The organism is Micromonospora sp. NPDC051300 (assembly GCF_044455315.1).
Classification (GTDB): domain Bacteria; phylum Actinomycetota; class Actinomycetes; order Mycobacteriales; family Micromonosporaceae; genus Micromonospora; species Micromonospora robiginosa.
Window position 1 is genome coordinate 1 of the sequence record NZ_JBITEP010000020.1, and the last position, 19340, is coordinate 19340.

Below are 19340 nucleotides of genomic sequence, written 5' to 3' on the forward strand. Positions count from 1 at the left end.
GAACTCTCGGGGGTAGGGCTTGGGCACAGCGACATCCTTCCAGCCTGCCCGCGGGGCAAGCCATCTCAGATGTCACCTATCGGTGCAGCAGACCCAACTGCTGGCCGACGTGCTGGAGTGTGAGTTGCAGGTGGCCGCGCTGCTGCCCGACTTCCGGTTCGCCCATTCCTGGTACCAGTGGCCGGCGCACATGCTGGAGCAGAGCCCGGTCCTGGTCGAGGTGGTCGACGGCCACCCCGGGTGGTGGCCCGCGCTGCACGCGCTCCGGCACTCGATCGACGAGCCGCTCGCGGGTCCGGTGGCCCACCCGCTTGTCGGGGCGCCGGCGATCCGACCGGCGGGTACGCGGCTCCGGCTTCCGCGCCTGCGCGGTCACGGGCGCGCGGTCAGACGGTGATCACGACCTTGGCCCGCGCGTGTTCGCCCTCCAGGTATCGGATCGCCTCGGGCACCTCGCGCAGCGGGTAGGTGCGGTCGACGACCGGGGTGAGGTGGCCGGCCTCGGCGTACTCGCGCAGCGCGTCGAGGTGCTGCCGGCCGGGCGTGGTGGCGAGCACGACGACGCGGTGCCGGACGAGTGGCGCGATCAGCCGCCCGCGCACGATCAGCCGGACCGGCCCGACGACGCTGCCGCCGCGCCAGACGCCGCCGCCGGAGAGCACCAGCGTGCCGGCCGGGGTCAGCGCCCGCCGCAGCGCGGTGAGCGAGCGGTTGCCGACCAGGTCGAGCACCATGTCGTGGCGGTGCGGGCCGCGGGTGAAGTCGGCCCGTGTGTAGTCGACGACATGGTCGGCGCCGAGCGAGCGGACCAGGTCGACGTTGCGCGTGCGGCACACGCCGGTCACCGTCGCGCCGAGCGCCTTGGCCAGTTGGACGGCGAGGGTGCCGACGCCGCCGGAGGCGCCGTTGACCAGCACCCGTTGGCCGGGCTGGACCCGGCCGGCGTCGCGCAGCCCGACGAGCGCGGTGACGCCGGCCAGCGGCAGCGCCGCGGCCTGCTGCGGCGTCAGGTTCGCCGGCCGGGGCGCGACGAGCGCCTCGGGGGCGCACGCGTACTCGGCGAACGCGCCGTTGGCGTCGCCGAGGTCGGCGAAGACGGCGTCGCCCGGTCGGACCCGCCGGACGTCCGCGCCGACCGCCTCGACCCGACCGGCGACGTCGCGGCCGCGGATGCGCGCGCGGGGTCGGGTCGGCCCCATCGCCAGCCGCGCGATCAGCGGGTCGCCCCGCATGGCGTGCCAGTCGTACGCGTTGAGCGAGGCCGCCTCGACCCGCACGAGCACCTCGTCCGGCCGGGGCGCCGGCACGGGGACGTCGGTGAGCGTGAGCGTCTCCGGCGGTCCGTAGCGGTCCTGCACGATCGCCTTCATGGTTCCTCCCAGGTGTACGCCGTACACCAATGGTCGGTGTACGCCGTACACCTGTCAAGCGGGCTAGGGTGCAACCACCGCCACCGGAAGACGAGGACGCGATGGCCGAGCAGGCAGACGTGCTGCGCCGGACGCCCCTGAGCAGGGACCGGATCCTGCGGGCCGCCGTCGCGCTCGCCGACGCGACCGGGATCGAATCGCTCAGCATGCGCAACCTCGCCCAGGACCTGGGCGTCGTGCCGATGGCCCTCTACAAGCACGTGGCCAACAAGGACGAACTGCTCGACGGGATGATCGACGTGGTCGTCGGCGAGATCGACCCGCCGGTGCCCGACGCCGACTGGAAGCGGACCGTCCGGTTGCGCGTCCTCGCCGCGCGGCGGGCGCTGAGCCGCCACCCGTGGGCGGCGCTGGCCATCGAGTCGCGCAACACGGCGACGCCTGGCGTCCTCGCCTACCTCGACTCGATGGTCGGCGCGTTGCGGGCCGGCGGGTTCTCCACCGACCTGGCCCACCACGTCATGCACGCCATGGGCAGCCGGATCCTCGGTTTCAGCCAGGAACTGTTCGACGCCTCCCGACGCGCCGGCCGCTCCGGCCCGACCGGACCCGAACCGACGGCGACCTTCCCGCCGGAGGCCGCCGCCCGATTCCCGCACCTGGCCGCGATCGCCGGTGCGGCGTCCCACGACGAGGCGTCGGTGGTGACGCCGGGGTGCGACGACCAGTTCGAGTTCGAGTTCGCGCTGGACCTGCTGCTGGACGGCATCGACCGCCTGCACCGGCAGGGCTGGACGTCGACGCGCTGACCGGCGGCGGTCAGCTCATGTCCACCGCGTAGCCCTCCGCGCGGACGTCGGCGTCCGGGTGCCGACGCAGCCCGGTGAGCAGGTTCCGCCAGGGCGCCGGCCACCCGAAGCTCGCTCCGTGCCGCACCAGTGCCACCGCGAACAGCCCACCGGCCAGGTCGCCGCGCCCGGCCAACCGGGCCGCCGTGCCGGTGAGCGCCACCGGGTCGGGCCACTCGCGCAGGCCGCGCAGCCGGTCGCCGACCCGCTCGGCGGTGCGCGTCGCGAGCACCGGCCGGCCGGCGCACCGGTCGGCGACCTCGTCCAGGTTGTCCAGCCGGCCCAGCTCGACCAGCAGCCCGACGGCCGTGCCGACGAAGCCGGGGTGGTCGGCGAGCCGGCGCGCCGCGTCGACCAGCGCGCCCCGGTCGTCGCCGGCCGGCCGCTGCGTCGACCAGTGGGCCACCTGGCGGGCGAGCAGGTCGATCCGCCGCCGGGCGGGACGGTCGGCGGCCGGGTCGCCCGGACGGTCGTCGTCGGCGTCCGACGCGACAAGCCGGGCCAGCGCGACGCCGAACGCCTCGTCGCCGCCGGCGCGCAGCAGGTGGGGCACGGCGATGCCGGCAAGCGTCTCGTCGAGGTCGGTGAGCCGCGCCACCACCAGGTCGGTGACGTCGTCCAGCCAGGGCGCCCAGTCCCCGAGCCGGCCGAGCGCGGTGCGTCGGATCTCCTGGTCGGCGACGCGGCAGGCCCGCACGACGAGCGCGCCGTAGCGGCCCCGGTGCCGCTGCGAGATCCAGTACGGGTACGCGCCCAGCACCGCCCGCCGTTCCTCCCGGCTGCCGTCGACCGCCGCGTCCAGGACCGCCCAGCTCTCCGCCGCCCACAACCGCTGCCGCGCGGCCGAGACGATCGCCGCGCGCAGGTCCCGGTGCGCGCCCGGATCGTGGTACGTCCGCAGCAGCGTGGCCATCGCCGACGGCGGCCCGTAGCGGGCCAGCAACCGGGCGGCCTCCTTGCGGCTGGTGATTTTCGCCGTGTCGCGGCGCAGCACCGCGCCGAACGCGTCGGCCACCGTGGACGGCGGGACGTGCCGGGCGGCGCGTCCCGCCGCGTACAGGGCTACCCGCGCCCGGTCGCCGTCGGCGTGGCCCAGCAGCACCGGCAGCGCCTCGTCCGGCCGGTCGGTCCGGGCCAGGGCGGCCAGCGCGGTCTCCACGATCGGCACCTCGGGCGCGTCGAGCTGCCGCCGTACCATCTCGCGCCCCGCGTCGCCGAGGCCGGCGACGGTCCGGATCGCCGCCGCCCGCCGCCACACCTCGCGGCCGGCGTCGGCGAGGGCCGCCTCCTGCAACGCCACGAACCGGGCCTGCTGGCGGGGCAGCCAGTGTGCGCCGCCGGGCGCCCAGGCGGGCACCCACCGCGTCCCGGCCTGGACGAACCGGCCGCGCGGCGCGCGGTCCAGCACCCGGTCGAGCAGGTCGGTACGGGAGGTGCCGACGACGTCCCACACCTGGTCCAGCGTCACCGCCGACGGGTCGACGTCGAGCACCTCGGCCACCCGCTCACCCCGGGTACGCCTGTCGTCGAGCCACAGCGCGATCGCGGTGCGGGCCACCGAGGGCAGCGTGTCCGGGCCGATCGCCCGCCGCAGCAGGCGCTGGAGCCCGGGCACCCGGTGGGCCCGCGGGCCCAGCGCGACAGTGAGCGCGAACAGCGGGCCGTACCGGCCTCGGGTCATGCCGGCCTCGACCCAGCCGCGCAGCCGCTCGACCACCACGGTCTCCTGCCCGCGACGCAGCACGGTGTCGAAGCGGCGCAGCACCGGCACGGTCGTGCCGCTGCTGGTCAGGTCGATCGTCAGCAGGGCCCACTCCCGCAGCGGCGCCACGTCGACGTGGTGTGCCAGGACGTCGACGGCGAGCGCGCTCAACGCGGTAGTGGTGGCGGCGGACGCGTCCCGCGCGTCGACCGCGTCGGTGGTCAGCCGGGTGAGCCCGCCCGCCGTGTCGGCGGTGAGCAGCGGCGCCACCCGGGCCAGCGCGGTGAGCGCGGACGCGCGTACCGGATCCTGCTCGTTGCGCAGCCGGCCGAGCCGCTCGACCATCTCGGCCACCACTCGGGGGTCGCGGGAGCGGCGCGCGGCGGCCACCAGCAGCGACCAGGACTGCGCCCGCTCGTCCGCGTCGCCGGAGCGCACCCCGCCCTCCAGCGCCGCGGACGCCTCCGGCCAGGCGAGGTACGCGCTCCACGCGCGCACCTGGGCCTCCCGCTCGCGGACGCGCGGCAGGGCCAGCACCCGGGTCGCCTCCCGAATCCGGACCGGCGCGGGCAGCACCGCCATCACCTCGACGGCCGGCGTCGTCAGCGTCGTGTCGACGTCGGCCAGGGCCCGGTCGTACAGCTCGGCCCGGCGGGCCGGCGCGACGGCGTCGAGCAGCGCCGCCAGGTGCCGGGGGTGGTCGCGGAGCCGGGCGGCGAGCGGCGCCAGCTCGCCGGTGGGCAGCGCGGCGAGGCGGCGCAGCACCGCCGGCGCCAGCCCGGTCCGGGCCAGCCAGGCCGCCCGTCCCGGCGCGGTGAGCAGGCGTACGACCCGACGCGCGTCGTGGGCCGCGAGCCGCCCGTAGGCGACCGGCCGGCCGGGGAGCGTCTCCTCGGGCGCGTACCGTTCGAGCAGGTCGAGCGCCGCCGCCGGGTCGCCGCGCAGCACCGCGTCGGCGGCGTCGCCCCAGATCCTGGCGCGCAGCTCGGCCGGGGCCGCGGCCAGCCGTTCACGGGTGCGGGCCAGCAGCGCCTCCGGGTGCCACCGGACCAGCCGTTCCAGGTCGAGCGCGTGCTCCAGGTCGGGCAGCGACGCGCGTACCGTGTCGGGGCCGCAGGCGGGCAGCAGCGCGGCGGCCTCGTCGTCGCCGAACCGGTCGCGCACCTCGGTGATCAGCGCGTCGGCGAGCGCCGGCGCGGGCCGGCGGCGCAGGGCGCGGTAGAACCGCCGGCGGTCGGCCGCCGGCCGGTCGGCGAGGTCGCCGGGCGGCCGGCCGGCCCGGAGGCGGGCGGCGAGCGCGGTGGCGCGCAGCGACGGCTGCGGGTCGTGGGTCGCGGCGTCGAGACCGTCGTCGTCCCGGACCACCATGGCGGCCACCAGCGCGAGGCGGCGTTCGTAGGGGCCCTGGGCGCGCAGGTCGGCGCAGACCTGGGCGCGGTCGGGCGCGGTGCGCGCCCAGTCGGCGAGGCGGCGCATCCGGGTCGGGTGGGCGAGGGGTTCGAGCGACGCCAGCAAGGCGCGGGTGGGGGCGAGCACGGCGCCCATTGTGCCGGTAGGCCCGTCGGACCAGCACGGATTATCCCTCGCCTATCACTCGCAATTCCTATAGAAATTGTGGATTTTCAGCGAGTTGCCAGGTTCGCGGGATTGACATCATTTGGGTGGTCAGGGATATTCCTAGCGCGCGTCGGGGCGCGGGCGGAGCAGGCGGAGTTCGCGGATTCCACCTGCCTGACGTGCGCGGAACTGTCGGCGTTGCCCCTGCTCACCAGGGTGCGGTTAGGGTTTCCACGATGATTGATCGCGCGGTCGAATATGCCAAGCACAACACGCCGAATTCGTTGCGCGTGGCGGCCCGGCGGGCGCAGATGGAAGCGCGCAACGCCCGAATGCGGCTGACCGTGCCGGTGGTCACCCGAAACGAATTCGACAATGTCTTCCACTGCACCGTCCGCAAGACGGGCAGCCAGTGGATCAAGGCGCTGTTCAGCGACCCGGCCGTCTACCGGCACTCCGGCCTGCTGCCGTACGACCCGCGCTTCTACTCCGGCGGGGTGACCGCGCCCGTCCCGGCCGGTCGCACCGGCCTGGCGATCTTCCTGTCCCACAGGCGCTTCGAGTCCGTCCCCAAGGCCGGCACCTACCGCGCGTTCTTCGTGATCCGCGACCCGCGCGACGTGGTGGTGTCGAGCTACTTCTCGCTGCGGAACTCGCACGCCCCGATGGGCGACATCCCGCAGGCCCGCAAGGTGCTGCAGGAGCGGCCGAAGAAGGAGGGCATGCTCCACGTCATCGAGCGCCTGCGCGACAAGAAGCAGTTCGGGCAGATGCGGTCGTGGGCGGAGGCCCCGCCCGCGGAGACGTTCCGCCTGTTCCGCTACGAGGACCTGACCGGCGAGGGGCAGGCCGACGAGGTCGACCGGCTGCTGCGGCACTGCGGCATCACGCTGCCGCCGGCCGAGCTGGCGGCCCTGCTCGCCCGCTACAGCTTCACCAACATGAAGAAGGGCAAGGAGGCGCCGGGCCGGGTCTCGCACTACCGCAAGGGCGCGGCCGGCGACTGGCGCAACCACTTCGACGACGAGATCTACGCCGCCTACACCCGGGCGGCCGGCGACCTGGCCGAGGTGCTGGGCTACCCGGCCCGCGACGAGGCCGTCGGGACGCGCGACGGCCAGGAACCCGCCACCCGGTAGGGCGCCCGCGTACACAAGATCACGCATGGGGCTCATACGGAGACGACACCTCGTGTGCCAGGATCCCGACGTGACGCGTGACGATCTCGTACGTCAGATCGAGGAAAGATCCCGGCTCACCGGGACGTTCCTCCTCCGGTCCGGCCGCACCGCCGACGAATACTTCGACAAGTATCAGTTCGAGGCCGATCCGGTGCTGTTGGATGCCGTCGCGGCGCAGATGGCCGGCCTGGTTCCCGCCGGAACCGAGGTGTTGGCCGGCCTGGAGATGGGCGGCATCGCGATCGTGACGGCGCTCGGCCGCCACAACGGCCTGCCCTGCGCGTTCGTTCGCAAGGCCGCGAAGCGGTACGGTACGGCGCGTCTGGCGGAGGGCGCGGACGTGGCCGGACGGCAGGTGCTCGTGGTCGAGGACGTGGTGACCTCCGGCGGGCAGGTGGTGCTGTCGACGCGGGAACTGCGGAACCTCGGTGCCCGGATCGACGACGCGCTATGCGTGATCGATCGCCAGGAGGGCGGGGCCGAGGCGTTGGCCGTGGAGGGGGTCACGCTGCGTCCGCTCCTCGTCCGCGACGATTTCGCGCGGTGAGTGGCACACCACGGGTGCCACCGGGCCGCGGAGAGGCCGGTGACGTTCCACCCGCCGGGAGGCCCGCCCGGTTCGGCGGATTCCGGGCGCTGGGTGGCGGGGCGGTCGTCATCGTGGTGGCGCTGCTGATCCTGCGGCCGATCGTCGACAGCCGGGACTGTCCCAACCACGGCGGGAACGGCAACGCGAGTTCCTTCGGCGACGAACGCCTGGACCTGGTGTTCGTGCTGCTGCTTCTCGGCTGGCTGGCCGCGGTCGTGGTGGAGCAGGCCCTGCCGGTGGCCTGGCGTCACCGGCGACCGGTGGAGATCACGCTGCGGGCGGCGGCCGCCGTGCTGCTGGGGCTCGCCGCGTCCTGCTGCCTCGCGGTCGAGGTGCTCGTCACCTGTCACTGATCGCCGGCCGCTTCACGGCAGCGGCACGACGTAGGAGTCGACGCGGGCGATCAGCCCGTCGCGGAACGTGAACAGGTCGTTGAAGGCGAAGCGGAACGGCCCGTGCGCGACGCTGACCCCGTGGCCCTCGCCGGTGACCACCACCACCGGGCCGTCCTCGTGCACCCGTTGCACGTCGAGCCGGGGGCTGCCGGAGAAGTCGGGGTTCTCGATCTCGCCGTCGAACTCGGTGCGGCCCCGGGTGGTCCGGTGGCCGTGGATCACCCACTCGACGTCCTCGGTCAGGGTGGCCAGGATGCGCGGGTGGTCGCTGGTCCGGAAGCCGGCGAAGTATTCGTCGACCAGGTCACGCTGGGTCGTCTGCGGCACGGCTGTCTCCTTCGTCGGACAGGTGGGTGGCCAGGGCGTCGAGGATCGACGCGAGCCCGCCGGCCGCCCGGGCGGTCCGGAGCTCGGGCGGGAGCCGTCGCTGGTGGACGGTGAGGTCGGTGCCGTCGCCGGCGGGGCGCAGCGTCACGGTGGTGCGCAGGCCGGTGACCGGTTCGTCGAACACCAGCTCGCGCGGCGGGTCGACGCGGACGTAGACGAAGCGCAGCCGACGGGTCGCGCCGCCCGGTGCGCGGGTGTCGAGCGCGAACTCGCCGCCGGCGCGCAGGTCGACGGTCACCGACCCGGGCGGCACGGTGGCGTGCGTGCCGCCCCAGAACGCGGCGACTCCTGCCGGTGTGGTGAAGGCGGTCCAGACCCGGGTCGGTGGGGCGGGCAGGTGGCGTCGGGCGATGAGTTCGTCGCCGTGCAGCTCGGCGCGGGCGCTCACCGGGCCGGGTCCTCGTCGGTAAGGTGCTCATCGAGCGCGTCGAGCCGGTCGTGCCAGGCCCGGCGCTGCTCGTCGATCCAGGTGCCGAGCAGCGCGAGCTGGTCGGCGCGGAGCCGGCACGGTCGACGGGTGCCCTCGCGGCGCTGCTCGACCAGCCCGCAGCGTCGCAACACGCCGACGTGGTGGGAGATCGCCTGCGGGGTGAGGTCGAACGGCTCGGCCAGCTCGCCGACGGTGGCCTCGCCCCGGGCGAGGCGGGTCACCAGGGCGCGGCGGACCGGGTCGCCCAGCGCGGCGAAGGCGAGGTCGAGATCGGGCATGACGCCATCTTAATGAAAGCGCACATTTGCACAAGCAGTTGTTTGCCGATGCGGATCACCGGACGGAGATCGATGTGAACGGACCGACCCGACGCCACCGCAGGCTGCTCGGCCTGCCGTTGCTCATCACCGCGCTGCTGGCCGGCGCGTGCACCGACGGCGGGACCGACCAGGGCCAGGGCGCGACCACCACGCCGGGCGCGGCGTCCACGAGCGCCGGCACGCCGTCGGCGTCACCGTCCACCGGCGGCCCGGTGACCATCCCGAAGTCGGCCTTCGTCGACCTGCCCGCCGAGCTGCGCAAGAGCGCCCCGCAGCCGATGCAGGTCGCCGACGCCCTGCCGAAGCTGTGCGCCGAGGAGTTCGCCACCGGCGGGCGATCCACCGCGGCCGCCGCCATGATGAGCATCTACAAGACCCCGAAGGACCCGCCGGAGAACGTCCCCTACGGCACGCTCCACCAGACCGTCTTCGCGTTCGCCGGGGCCGGTGCCGGCGACTACCTGCGTCGCGTGCGCGCCGCGCTGACGCCCTGCCGCTCCTTCTCCGAGGCGGGCAACCCGGTCACCGTTCGCACGCAGCCGCTGGCCGGCGCGGGCGACGAGGCCCTGCTGGTGACGCTCACCCGCCCGGCCACCGGCCTCGACGGCACCCCGGTCGGCGGCAAGGCCACCAGCCAGATCACCGTGGTCAGGGTGGCCGACGCGGTCACCGTCGTGCACGACCAGGGCTGGGAGGGCACCAGCAACAACCCCGACTTCGCCGACGACTTCGCCCGGGCCGCCGTCCGCGGCCTCGACTCCTGGCAGCGGTGAGGCTCAGGAGACCGCCGCCCGCACCAGCTCCGCGAGCTTCTCCTCCACCTCGGGGCTCCACCGCAGCAGCGCGTACGACGCCGGCCACATATCGCCGTCGTCGAGGTTCGCCGCGTCCTGGAAACCCACAGTCGAATAGCGGTAGTTGAACTTCCCCGAGTCCTGGAAGAAGACGACGATCTTGCCGGCCGCGTTGGCGTAGGCGGGCATGCCGTACCACGTCTTCGGCGACAGCTCCGGCGCGTTGGCGGTGATCGTGACGTGCACGCGCTCGGCCAGCTCGCGGTCGTCCGGCGCCATCTGCGCGATCCGGTCCAGGACCGCCTGCAGGTCGTCGGCCTTCTTCGCGCCCTTCTTCCCCTCGTTGCGCAACTCGGCGGCCCGCTCCTTCATCGCGGCGCGTTCCTCGGCGCTGAAGCCCTCGCTCATCCCGGTTCCCCCTCGTCACCGGCGGCCGGCGTGGTGCCGCCCGCTCAGCCGAAACGCTATGGCCTGACCAGGGCCGACCGCTTCTCGATTCCTGACCAGGTCGCCGTCGTCGGGGACAGCCGGGGGTGATCGCGGTGACCTATGCTCCGGCGATGGGTGAAGAGTCGACAGCCGTCCCCACCGAGGCGGAGTCGCTGCTGGCGGTCCTGGAGCGCAACCGGCGGACCTTCGCCTGGAAGACGTCCGGGCTGGACGGCAAGGGCCTGGGCGCGACCACGGCGGCCTCCACGATGACGCTCGGCGGGCTGGTCAAGCACATGGCCCTGGTGGAGGCGGACTGGCTGGCCGTGAAGCTGGCCGGCGCGGACCACGGCGCGCCGTGGGACGCCGTCGACCACGACGCCGACCCGGACTGGGAGTGGCGGACCGGCGCGACCGACGCGCCGGGCGAGGCACACGCGTTGTGGCGGGCCGCGGTCGAGCGTTCCCGCACGCTTGTCGCGGCCGTGATCGAGGAGCGCGGCCTGTCCGGTCCGGCGTCCTTCACCTGGCCGGACGGCCGCACGCCCACGGTCCGCGCGATGCTCCTCGACATGATCGAGGAGTACGCGCGCCACACCGGGCACGCCGACCTCCTGCGCGAGGCGGTGGACGGGCGGGTCGGAGAGGGCGCGCCGCCGGAGTTCACGTTCTGAGGCGGTAACCCCTCGCGCCCCGATGAGTTTGGCATGCTGCGGCGGTCTATCCGCCGACATCACCTGACGTGAAGGAGCACCGCGATGGCGAAGGTCATCTCCACGCTGTTCATCTCGGCCGACGGCGTCGCCGAGATCGACCCGGACTGGCACTTCCCCTACTTCGACGACAACATGGGCCGCGCGGTCACCGAGGACTACGACGCCGCCGACGTCCTGCTCATCGGTCGGGAGACGTACGACAGCTTCGCCGGCGCGTGGCCCGACCGGGAGGCCGCCGGCGGTGAGGACGCGCCGTTCGCCAAGCAGCTCGGCGACATGCGCAAGGTGGTCGCGTCGCGGCGGTCGCCGGAGTTCACCTGGCGCAACTCCGAGGTGATCCAGGGCGAGCTGGTCGACGCGGTCGCCGCGCTCAAGGCCGACCCGGGCGTCCGGGGCGTCCTCATCCCCGGCTCGATCTCGGTGGTGCAGCAGTTGCTCGCCGCCGGCCTGGTCGACGAGCTGCGCCTGCTGGTGCACCCGGTGGCCGCGCGCAAGGGCCGCCGGCTGTTCGACGAGGGCGACGCCCCCTACCACCTGCGGGTCGCCGCGACGGAGGCGTACCCGACAGGCGTGATCCGGGTGATCTACACGCCGGCCGAGGCGCCGGGCGCGGTCGGCTACGACGACGTCAAGGAGCAGGTGCCGGCCGGCACCTGAGCGGGGCGGCAGCGGGCGCTCGTCCCGTGACAGGATGCGCGGCGTGCCTCGTCGTCCCCTGCTGCTGATCGCCGCGGCGGTGTGCGCCGCGCTGCACGCCGTCGGGGTCCTGGTGGCCCATCCGGTGTGGCGGGGCGCCGAGGTGCTGAGCCTGGCGTTGCTTCTCGCGTACGCGCTGGCCGGCGGTCTGCCGTGGCCGCGCTGGCCGGTGCCGGCCGCGCTGGCGGTGCTGCTGGTCGACGCGATCCGCACCATGCCGGCGGCCCCGGGCAGCGGGGGCTTCGGCTGGCGGGTCCTCGACGGGAACGAGCCGGTCGACGTCACGGCCGGCATGGAGGCGGGTCTCAGCGCCGGCGGGGCGGCCCTGGCCGCGACAGTGCTCCTGCTGGTCGGGTGGCGTGGTCGGCCCCGACGCCGACCGGCGCTGCTCACCGGGGTCGCGGCGCTGCCGGTCGTCGGGTACGCCGCCGTCCGGGTCGCCGACATCCGGCGCGAGCTGGCCGCCGAGGCCGACTCGTACTCGGGCGGTCCCGACCTGACGGACGTGACGAGCGCGATGATCCTGGCGGTGCTGCCGGCGCTCGCCCTCGCGGTGGCCGCGCTGGCGTTGGCCGCGCTGCTGGCCGGGCGGGGTCGGAAGCTGGCCGCGATCGGCGCGGTGGTGCTAGCGCTCGTCGCGTTGCCGCTGATCGACGCGAGCATCACCGCATTGTGGCTGCGGGAGGAGGGCACTCCGCTGTTCGCGTGGCACGCGATCACGCCCACCTCGGCGATGCCGCAGCCGGTGCCGGCGCTCACCGTGGCGGTGGAGCTGACCGCGTACCTGCTGCTCGTCGCGGGGCTGACCGGGGCCGACCGCGCCGAGCCGGCGGTGCCCGCCGAGGTGGCCGGGTAGCGTTCAGTCGAGCAGGGCGAGCAGCGCGTGCAGCGCCGGATTGGTGCTGTCGACCGGCCAGGCCAGCCCGACGTCCACGGTGGGCGTCGGCGCGGTGAACCGGCGCAGCCGTACGCCCGGCAGTCGCAGAGCCCGGGCCCGACCCGCCGGCACGGCCGCGACCACGTCGCCCTGCGCCACCGCGCGCAGCAACTGCTCGTCGTCCGGCTCCTGCCGGACCAGCCGGAACCCGCCGCGCGGCCACACCTGGGCGATGGTCCGGTCGAACATGCCCGGCCCGTTCTCCCGGGGCCACATCACCGCCGGCAGGTCGACCACCTCGGCCCGGCCGATCCGGCGACGGCCGGCGGCGAGCGGATGACCCGCCGGCAGCGCCAGCAGCAGTTCCTCGGTGTCGACGGTGCGGCAGGCCAGCGCCGGTTCGTCCACCGGCGGCCGGACGAACGCCGCGTCCAGCCGGCCGGCGAGCAGCCCGGCCACGTTCGGCGCGGTCCAGGCCGTCTCGGAGACCACCTCGACGCCGGGGTGGGCGGCCCGGAACCGGCCGATCAGCGCGTCCACGCGACCGCCGCGCGCCGAGCGGGTGTACGCCAGCCGCAGCCGGCCGCCCCGCCCCCGCACCAGGTCCCGGATCCGCGCGGTCGCGGCGTCCACCTCGGCGAGCAGCCGCGCCGCCTCCTCCGCCACGCGCGCCCCGACCTCGGTCAGCGTGCAGCCCCGGCTGGTGCGGTGCACGAGCGGCGCGCCGAGCTGGCGTTCCAGCGCCCGGATCTGCTGACTCAGCGCGGGCTGGGCGACGTGCAGCCGGGCGGCCGCGCGGGTGAAGTGCAACTCCTCGGCGAGCACCGCGAAGGAGCGCAGCCGGCGCAGGTCCGACCAGGCACCCGGTGCCTCCACCATGCCGCCATCATAAGCGCCGCTTATCGCCGGCTCGCCGATCCGTCTTGGACGGCGTCCCCGCCGGGCGGCCACCATCGGCAGCACACCGACGGTACGAGTGGCGGGAGCGGGACCATGGCGACAGCGGACGTGGTGGTGGTCGGCGGGGGCGTGATCGGCATGACCACGGCGGTCACCCTCCAGCGGCGCGGCGCGCGGGTCACCGTGCTGACCGCCGACGACCCGGCGGACATCGTGTCCACGGTGGCCGCCGCGGTCTGGTATCCCAGCCACACCGACGCGGACCCGCGGGTGCTGCGCTGGGCCCGGGACACGCACGCCGAGCTGCGCCGCCAGGCCGCGGACGGCGTGCCCGGGGTGGTCGACCGGCCCACCCGGATGTGGCTGCGCCGCCCGTACGCCGGGCCGCCGTGGTGGGCCGACGCGTGCGGCGACCTGGTGGCCGAGCCGGCCGACGCGCCCCGAACGGCACTGCTGCGGTTCACCGCCCCGACCGTGGAGATGAACCGCTACCTGACCTGGCTGCACCGCCAGGTGGAGGCGGGTGGCGGGCGGGTCGTCCGCCGCCGGCTGCGCGCGCTCTCCGAGGCGTACGAGATCGCGCCGGTCGCGGTCAACGCGACGGGCCTCGCCGCCGGTCACCTCGCCGAGGACCCGGCCGTGTACCCGGCGCGCGGGCACATCCTGCTGGTGGCGAACCCCGGTCTCACCGTGTCGGTGCGCGACGAGGACGACCCGGCCGGCATCACCTACGTGCACCCGCGCCGCCACGACGTGGTGCTCGGCGGCACCTACCAGCCGGGCGTGGCGCACACCCGCCCCGATCCGCAGACGGCGGCGGCGATCCACCGCCGGTGCGTCGCCCTGGTGCCACGGTTGGCCGGCGCCCCGGTGCTGGGGGAGCGGATCGGGCTGCGGCCGGCCCGGCACGGCGGACCCCGGGTCGAGAGGGACCCGGTGGACGGTCGGCTGGTGCACGCGTACGGCCACGGCGGGGCGGGGGTGACGCTCTCCTGGGGCTGCGCCGCCGAGGTCGCGGACCTGGCCCTGGGCGGCTGACACCTCGGCGGCGGCTGCCGGGGCGCAGGGCGCGACTCGCGAGCCGTCCACGCGACGAACGCTGGAACGGAGCCGGACTCGTCCCCGCAGCGCCTTTCGACCTGATGGCACAGCCGACTCACCCGGGGCCGGCGCGCCTACAGTCGGGCCATGGGCATCGACGATCGCGTGCGCGCCGTCTATCCCGGCAGCTTCGACCCGTTCACGCCCGGGCACCTGGACGTGGTGGACCGGGCGCGTGGCCTGTTCGACGAGGTGGTCGTGCTCGTCGCGGTGAACGGTGACAAGCAGCCGGACGCCGGCGAGGAGGAGCGGGCGACCGCCGTCCGCGCCGTCCTGCCGGCCGACTGGACCACCGTCACGGTAGCGGCCTGGCGTGGGCTGACCGCCGACTACTGCCGTCGCCACGACGTCGCGGTGATCGTCCGGGGCGTGCGGAACACCACTGATCTCCAGGCCGAGCATCGGCTCGCCGCGATGAACGCGTCGCTGGGCGTCGCCACGGTGTTCCTGCCCGCACGGGCCGAACTGGCCGCCACGTCGTCGACGGTGGCGCGCGCGTCGGGGCGGTGACGGCGGCCCTCCGGTCCCGAATTCCGTTGGACTGTTCGGAGCGATCACCGGAGGCTGTGGCGATGGAGCCCACAGAGACCGCGCTGATCGTCGCCGTGCCCGAGACCGAGCGGGCCGTCGGGCGCTTCCGGTCCGTATTGGACACCACGGCCGGTTGGGGAGTACCCGCCCACGTGACCGTGCTCTACCCGTTCCTGCCCCCGGAGCGGATCGATGACGACGTGCTCACCGCCCTGAGTCGGATCTTCGACGCCACACCGCGCTTCGACGTGACGTTCGCCGAGGTCGGGTGGTTCGGAGACACCGTGGTATGGCTCTCGCCGCAGCCGGGTGACGGGTTTCGCCTGCTCACCGCGGCCGTGTGGCGGCGATTCCCCGAGGCTCCGCCGTACGCCGGCGCCCACGCCGACGTCGTACCGCATCTGACCGTCGGCCATGACGCTCCGAAGCACGTCCTGGCCGAAGCCGCCATGGCGGTCGTCGACCACCTGCCGATCCGCGCCGCCGTCGACACGGTCCGGCTCATCGCGGGGTCACCGGCACCTCGCTCCTGGCACACGCTCCGCGAGTTCCGGCTCGGCGCGGATGGGCCGCCTCAACGCTGAGCGGAATCCCAGCCAAGGCTAGGAGATGTCGGGTAACTCGGTGACGGTCGGTTTTCGGCGCCGGTCCCGCACCCGCAGCAGAATCAGGACGACCGACGACACGAGCATCGCACCGCATCCGGACAGGACGGCGAAGTAGAGCAGCGGGCCACCGAAACCGTGGTCCGGGCCTCGCATCACCAGCGACGCAAGAGTGCAACTCGACGAGACGAGCACCACCCAGAGGAACCACCGTGGCTGCCGTCGGGCCATCGCTCAGCGTCCGGCGGCGTTGTGCGCGGCGACCAGGGGCGGGAGTTCGTCAAGCGAGCCGATGCGGAACAGGCACCGCTCGGCTACGGCCGGCATGTCGAGGATGTGACCCCACGGGCCGCGCCGGATCAGGCACGCGGCCAGGCCGGCCGTCATGGCCGCGTGGGCGTCGTTGTCGGGGCGGTCGCCGACGTAGAGGATCGTGGACGGATCACCGCCGCCGGCCTGGACGACCCGGTCGAAGAAGCCCGGCGCCGGCTTCGCCACGCCCCACCCGTGTGAGGTGCCGATCACGTCGACCGGCAGGTCGAGCGCGCGCAGGCTCGCCTCGGCGTGCGCCGGCTGGTTGCCGGCCAGGCCGACGAGCAGGCCCTGCTCCTTCAGCGCGGTCAGGCACGCCCGCGCATCGGGATGGAGGTCCTCCTCGCCGAACGCCTCCGGCCGCCCGGCGGCCGCCCGGCGCTCCAGCTCGGTCGCGAGGTCGAAGTCGGGCCGGAACGTGCGGAACGACTCCTGCCAGTCCTGCCCCCGGGCGATCACCGCGCCGAAGACCGCCGAGAACGTGTGCCGGGGCACGCCCAACCAGTCCGCCCAGTCGGCGAACTCGCGGGACTCGTCGAGGATCGTCCCGCCGACGTCGAAGAAGACCGCCTCGATCATGTGAGTCCCTCCTGGGGCGTACGTGGAGCGGGCCGCGATCCGGATCGGTGTCAGCGCGTGGCCGTCGGTGCCGGGCTCCTGTCGAACGGCCACGGCTGCGGTCCGAAGAGGTCGTTGCAGGCGGAGAGCAACTCCAGTTGGGCGTCGACCAGGCGCGTGGTCGCCGGCCCACGATCGACGTCGGGGGCGTCCTTCACGAGGAGTTCCTCGACCGCCATGCCGGCCGCCATCAACTCCCGGCCGGCCTCCTTGATGCCCGGATCGGTCGATCGGAGTGCGCGATAGGCCGGTCGCGTGCCGGCGCCGAAGAGCACGTCCTCCTTCTCGATCGCGCCTGCCACCAGGAGACAGGCGCCGGTGGCTTCCCGGTCCGACGGCACGCTGGGACTGGCGGGTGCGGCGGCGGGGGTGTCGGCCGACGAGCAACCGGCGAGCAGCAGCACGGAGGCCAAGGAAGTGGCGGCGAGAGTGCGGATCACGGCAGGAGGATAGCGGTCACGCGACGTCGCGGCGCTTGAGCTTGGCCCGGCGGCCGTCCGGGTGGTGCCAGACCAGGCCCTCGTACGCGGGATGGCCCAGCAGCCACTCGCGCAGGCCGTCGTGGTCGCGGGGCACGTCCAGCCGCTCGGCGTCGGCGTGCGCGACAAGTTCGTGGCCGCGTACCCCCTCGGGGTTGCCGTTGACCTTGGGGCCGATCAGCTCGTAGGTGCCGGGCCGGGGCTCGCCCCGGTGCGCGGCCAGCGCCTCGGCGTGGAACGTCGCGAACGACGACTGGGCGATCGGCTCCCAGCCCACGGTCTTGCCGGTGGCCTCGTCGGTCATCACCGGCCGGTAGCCCGGCGGATGGGCCCCGCCGGGCTTCACCTCGCGCCGCGCCCACCAGTCGCCGTCCTCGTCGAGCAGCAGGCAGGTGCCGTCGTACTTGCGGGTGGCCACGCCCTCGCCGTCGAGCACCCACCGGCACTCGGGGGTGGCCTCGGGCAGGACGCGGCGGCGGTCGTCGGGGTCACGGCGGAACAACGTCGGGATCTTGCGCACGTCGACATGGTGACACCGCCCCGCTCCCGGTTGGCCGGGGGGCGGGGCGGCTCGTCACCTCACGCGCCGGCGGCGCGCTCGCGGTCGGCCTCGGCGTCGGCGGCCCCGACCGGGGTGCCGTCGTCGTCGCGGTTGGCCTCGGACAGGTCCACGTCGGCGCCGGCCCGGGCGGCGTCGGCCGCCGCGTCGTCCGCGCCGACGACCTCACCACCGCCGGTCCCGCCGTCGTCCTCGACGAGCCGCCCGGCGGCGGCCAGCCCGATCGGTGCGTACCTGGGGTCGGTCATCTCGTCCTCCTCACCGGTTCCTGTCCCACCGGTACCCGCGCGGAGGGGGCGGCACACCGTCCCGGCCGGACGCCCGGGCCGGGACGGTGTGCGCGGTTCAGTGACAGGCGCCGGTGCCGCTGTCGCTGTAGGTCTGCCCGGCCACCGGCACGAACTGCCAGTCGTAGCCGGAGGCGTGCAGGGTGAACTTCAGGACCCCGAACGCGCTGCTGTTGCGTGCCTCGCTGTTGGGCTGGACGGTGCCGAAGCCGTAGTGGTCGGCGCCGCCCATCCCGGCGACGAAGCTGCGCAGGCCGCGCGCGGCGTCGTAGCCGCCGTTGGCGTTCATCGGCGCGAACCGCTCGTAGACGTGATTGTGCCCCCACACCACGACGTCCGCGTTGTAGTCGTAGAGCGCCTGGTAGAGCGGTCGGGTGCCGGTCGACGGCGCGTGGTTGGAGCTGGACGTGTAGAGCGGGTGGTGCCAGTAGGCCAGCGTGCACGGCTTGGTGCTGGCCGCCAGGTCCGCCCGCAGCCACTGCTCCTGCGCCGAGCCGGCGGACATGCCGACGTTGGAGTTCAGCGACACCACGTGCCAGTTGCCCAGGTCGTACGAGTAGTAGCCGCGCCCGCTCGGCCCGGCCTGGCTGCCGAAGTAGCTGTAGTAGCCGCTCGCGCCGGACGTGTTGTAGTCGTGGTTGCCCGGCGACGGCCGGGTGCGCGCCTTGTGCCGGCCCCAGGTCGGCGCGTAGTAGCTGGTGAACTCCGACGTGGTGCCGCTGTTGTAGACGTTGTCGCCGGTGGTGAACACCGTCCCGGAGATGCCGTCGAGCAGCGCGGCGGTGGCCGTGTCGCCGGATCCGGAGGTGGCGATGTCGCCGGCGCCGACCAGCACCGGGTCGGCCGACGGCGCGGTGCCGCCGGTGGTGACCACGAGCTGCGGGGCGGTGGCGCCGCTCTCCCGGGCGTCGTAGTAGGCGCCGTCGGAGCTGGCGGAGGTGGCCGCCAGGCTGACCGTGCCGTTACCGGTGACCGCGGCGGTGACGTCCACCTCGTACCAGCTCCCGGCCCCGACCGACCCGATCGAGCCCAGCGTGGCGCCGTCGACGGCCGGCTGGTTGTTCCAGGTGGTGCCGGTCTCCGACCAGGTGGTGCTGGACGTCGCCCGTACCGTCCCGCCGGTGTCGCTGCCGTTGTTGCCGCTGATCGTGTGCAGGCGCAGCTTGGCGCCGGTCACCGTGCCGCTGACCCCGCTGACCGAGAACCGCAGGAAGATCCGGCGGACCGGGGCGTTGTCCACCACGATCTGGGTGGCGGTGCCGTAGTTGGTGCCGGCCGTGTCGCTCTGCACGTACGTGTCGGCGACCGGGGTGAACGTGACGCTCGCCGCCGACGCGGCGCCCGAGCCGGTGAGGACGGCGGCGGTGCTGGCGGCGACCAGCACCACGGCCGCGGCCAGGATGACCGGTGGCCGGGGGAGTCGAATGCCCATCCAGGGGCCCCTTCCGTGGGGGGTGATGACAGCCCACGGAATGTAGGAACGCCGATGGACGGGCGGGCGACGGGCGGATGAACGCCGCGTCCGGACAGGGAAACTCCTCGATGTTTTCGCGCCGTTCGCCGGCCGCACATCCGGGCGGCACCGACCGTCCGTTGTGGTGGCCGGGCCGCGCCCGCACGATGGCTGTCCGTCAGGCCCGCCGACCGCGAGGGGACC

25 protein-coding genes are annotated in these 19340 nt (G+C 74.4%); 12 read left to right on the top strand and 13 right to left on the bottom strand.

Features of this window, described 5'->3' with window-relative positions; translation table 11 throughout:
- Positions 1–82 precede the first annotated feature (82 nt).
- Entirely contained in the window at positions 83–397 is a 315-nt protein-coding gene (locus ACIA5A_RS21275; protein ID WP_396764912.1) for a hypothetical protein, read from the top strand.
- Here ACIA5A_RS21275 and ACIA5A_RS21280 read toward each other — a convergent pair.
- Positions 387–1370, bottom strand: coding sequence for an NAD(P)-dependent alcohol dehydrogenase (locus ACIA5A_RS21280; RefSeq protein WP_396764915.1), 984 nt, complete (start codon positions 1368–1370; stop codon positions 387–389). The genes ACIA5A_RS21275 and ACIA5A_RS21280 overlap by 11 nt on opposite strands.
- Before the next feature lie 101 nt (positions 1371–1471).
- Here ACIA5A_RS21280 and ACIA5A_RS21285 point away from each other — a divergent pair, with 101 nt between their 5' ends.
- On the top strand, positions 1472–2179 hold the full coding sequence (locus tag ACIA5A_RS21285; protein WP_396764917.1) for a TetR/AcrR family transcriptional regulator: 708 nt from the start codon (positions 1472–1474) through the stop codon (positions 2177–2179).
- A gap of 10 nt (positions 2180–2189) precedes the next feature.
- Here ACIA5A_RS21285 and ACIA5A_RS21290 read toward each other — a convergent pair whose 3' ends face one another.
- The gene (locus ACIA5A_RS21290) at positions 2190–5465 is read right to left on the bottom strand and encodes a hypothetical protein (protein WP_396764919.1); all 3276 of its coding nucleotides are present in this window, start codon (positions 5463–5465) and stop codon (positions 2190–2192) included.
- Positions 5466–5713: 248 nt separating this feature from the next.
- Here ACIA5A_RS21290 and ACIA5A_RS21295 point away from each other — a divergent pair, with 248 nt between their 5' ends.
- From ACIA5A_RS21295 to ACIA5A_RS21305, 3 genes are all read left to right on the top strand, one after another.
- Entirely contained in the window at positions 5714–6616 is a 903-nt protein-coding gene (locus ACIA5A_RS21295) for a sulfotransferase domain-containing protein (protein WP_396764921.1), read from the top strand.
- A gap of 70 nt (positions 6617–6686) precedes the next feature.
- Positions 6687–7205 carry an orotate phosphoribosyltransferase gene (locus ACIA5A_RS21300; protein WP_396764924.1) on the top strand — a complete coding sequence of 173 codons (519 nt, stop codon included), beginning with the start codon at positions 6687–6689 and terminating at the stop codon, positions 7203–7205.
- Complete coding sequence (locus tag ACIA5A_RS21305) at positions 7202–7600, top strand: hypothetical protein (RefSeq protein ID WP_396764927.1); 399 nt, start codon at positions 7202–7204, stop codon at positions 7598–7600. Before ACIA5A_RS21300 ends, ACIA5A_RS21305 begins: the two co-directional genes overlap by 4 nt.
- A gap of 12 nt (positions 7601–7612) precedes the next feature.
- Here ACIA5A_RS21305 and ACIA5A_RS21310 read toward each other — a convergent pair whose 3' ends face one another.
- The 3 genes from ACIA5A_RS21310 to ACIA5A_RS21320 are packed head-to-tail and all read right to left on the bottom strand — an operon-like array spanning position 7613 to position 8737.
- Positions 7613–7969, bottom strand: coding sequence for a nuclear transport factor 2 family protein (locus ACIA5A_RS21310; protein ID WP_396764929.1), 357 nt, complete (start codon positions 7967–7969; stop codon positions 7613–7615).
- Positions 7947–8417, bottom strand: coding sequence for an SRPBCC domain-containing protein (locus ACIA5A_RS21315; RefSeq protein WP_396764932.1), 471 nt, complete (start codon positions 8415–8417; stop codon positions 7947–7949). The genes ACIA5A_RS21310 and ACIA5A_RS21315 overlap by 23 nt, the downstream gene beginning before the upstream one ends.
- On the bottom strand, positions 8414–8737 hold the full coding sequence (locus ACIA5A_RS21320) for a helix-turn-helix transcriptional regulator (RefSeq protein ID WP_181567499.1): 324 nt from the start codon (positions 8735–8737) through the stop codon (positions 8414–8416). Before ACIA5A_RS21320 ends, ACIA5A_RS21315 begins: the two co-directional genes overlap by 4 nt.
- Before the next feature lie 74 nt (positions 8738–8811).
- Between ACIA5A_RS21320 and ACIA5A_RS21325 the strand changes: the two genes are divergently transcribed.
- Positions 8812–9552, top strand: a complete 741-nt coding sequence (locus ACIA5A_RS21325) for a hypothetical protein (protein WP_396764935.1) — start codon at positions 8812–8814, stop codon at positions 9550–9552.
- A 3-nt stretch (positions 9553–9555) separates the two neighbouring features.
- Here ACIA5A_RS21325 and ACIA5A_RS21330 read toward each other — a convergent pair whose 3' ends face one another.
- Positions 9556–9981 (bottom strand): iron chaperone, encoded by a 426-nt coding sequence (locus ACIA5A_RS21330; protein WP_396764939.1) that lies wholly within the window; start codon positions 9979–9981, stop codon positions 9556–9558.
- Between the two features lie 152 nt (positions 9982–10133).
- Between ACIA5A_RS21330 and ACIA5A_RS21335 the strand changes: the two genes are divergently transcribed.
- From ACIA5A_RS21335 to ACIA5A_RS21345, 3 genes are all read left to right on the top strand, one after another.
- Complete coding sequence (locus tag ACIA5A_RS21335; protein ID WP_396764942.1) at positions 10134–10676, top strand: DinB family protein; 543 nt, start codon at positions 10134–10136, stop codon at positions 10674–10676.
- Between the two features lie 84 nt (positions 10677–10760).
- Positions 10761–11375: a dihydrofolate reductase family protein gene (locus ACIA5A_RS21340; protein WP_396764945.1), complete on the top strand. Its 615-nt coding sequence runs from the start codon at positions 10761–10763 to the stop codon at positions 11373–11375.
- A gap of 34 nt (positions 11376–11409) precedes the next feature.
- Positions 11410–12270 carry a hypothetical protein gene (locus ACIA5A_RS21345; RefSeq protein WP_396764948.1) on the top strand — a complete coding sequence of 287 codons (861 nt, stop codon included), beginning with the start codon at positions 11410–11412 and terminating at the stop codon, positions 12268–12270.
- Positions 12271–12273: 3 nt separating this feature from the next.
- Here the strand turns inward: ACIA5A_RS21345 and ACIA5A_RS21350 are convergent, their stop codons facing one another.
- Entirely contained in the window at positions 12274–13170 is an 897-nt protein-coding gene (locus ACIA5A_RS21350; RefSeq protein ID WP_396764951.1) for a LysR family transcriptional regulator, read from the bottom strand.
- 114 nt (positions 13171–13284) lie between these two features.
- On the opposite strand from ACIA5A_RS21350, the gene ACIA5A_RS21355 reads away from it, so the two are divergent.
- The 3 genes from ACIA5A_RS21355 (at position 13285) to ACIA5A_RS21365 (ending at position 15407) form a co-directional block, all read left to right on the top strand.
- Positions 13285–14229, top strand: coding sequence for an FAD-dependent oxidoreductase (locus ACIA5A_RS21355; RefSeq protein WP_396764954.1), 945 nt, complete (start codon positions 13285–13287; stop codon positions 14227–14229).
- 150 nt (positions 14230–14379) lie between these two features.
- Positions 14380–14802: a pantetheine-phosphate adenylyltransferase gene (gene coaD / locus ACIA5A_RS21360; protein WP_396764957.1), complete on the top strand. Its 423-nt coding sequence runs from the start codon at positions 14380–14382 to the stop codon at positions 14800–14802.
- 62 nt (positions 14803–14864) lie between these two features.
- On the top strand, positions 14865–15407 hold the full coding sequence (locus ACIA5A_RS21365; protein ID WP_396764960.1) for a 2'-5' RNA ligase family protein: 543 nt from the start codon (positions 14865–14867) through the stop codon (positions 15405–15407).
- A gap of 18 nt (positions 15408–15425) precedes the next feature.
- Here the strand turns inward: ACIA5A_RS21365 and ACIA5A_RS21370 are convergent, their stop codons facing one another.
- The 6 genes from ACIA5A_RS21370 to ACIA5A_RS21395 form a co-directional block, all read right to left on the bottom strand.
- Positions 15426–15626, bottom strand: a complete 201-nt coding sequence (locus ACIA5A_RS21370) for a hypothetical protein (RefSeq protein WP_396764963.1) — start codon at positions 15624–15626, stop codon at positions 15426–15428.
- 36 nt (positions 15627–15662) lie between these two features.
- Positions 15663–16319 carry an HAD family hydrolase gene (locus ACIA5A_RS21375; RefSeq protein WP_396764965.1) on the bottom strand — a complete coding sequence of 219 codons (657 nt, stop codon included), beginning with the start codon at positions 16317–16319 and terminating at the stop codon, positions 15663–15665.
- Between the two features lie 50 nt (positions 16320–16369).
- The gene (locus ACIA5A_RS21380) at positions 16370–16798 is read right to left on the bottom strand and encodes a hypothetical protein (RefSeq protein WP_396764968.1); all 429 of its coding nucleotides are present in this window, start codon (positions 16796–16798) and stop codon (positions 16370–16372) included.
- Between the two features lie 16 nt (positions 16799–16814).
- On the bottom strand, positions 16815–17357 hold the full coding sequence (locus ACIA5A_RS21385) for a hypothetical protein (RefSeq protein WP_396764970.1): 543 nt from the start codon (positions 17355–17357) through the stop codon (positions 16815–16817).
- A 59-nt stretch (positions 17358–17416) separates the two neighbouring features.
- A complete protein-coding gene (locus ACIA5A_RS21390) occupies positions 17417–17644 on the bottom strand; it encodes a hypothetical protein (protein WP_396764973.1) in 228 nt (75 codons plus the stop codon).
- A 97-nt stretch (positions 17645–17741) separates the two neighbouring features.
- Positions 17742–19115: a DNRLRE domain-containing protein gene (locus ACIA5A_RS21395; protein ID WP_396764975.1), complete on the bottom strand. Its 1374-nt coding sequence runs from the start codon at positions 19113–19115 to the stop codon at positions 17742–17744.
- Positions 19116–19340: the final 225 nt, after the last annotated feature.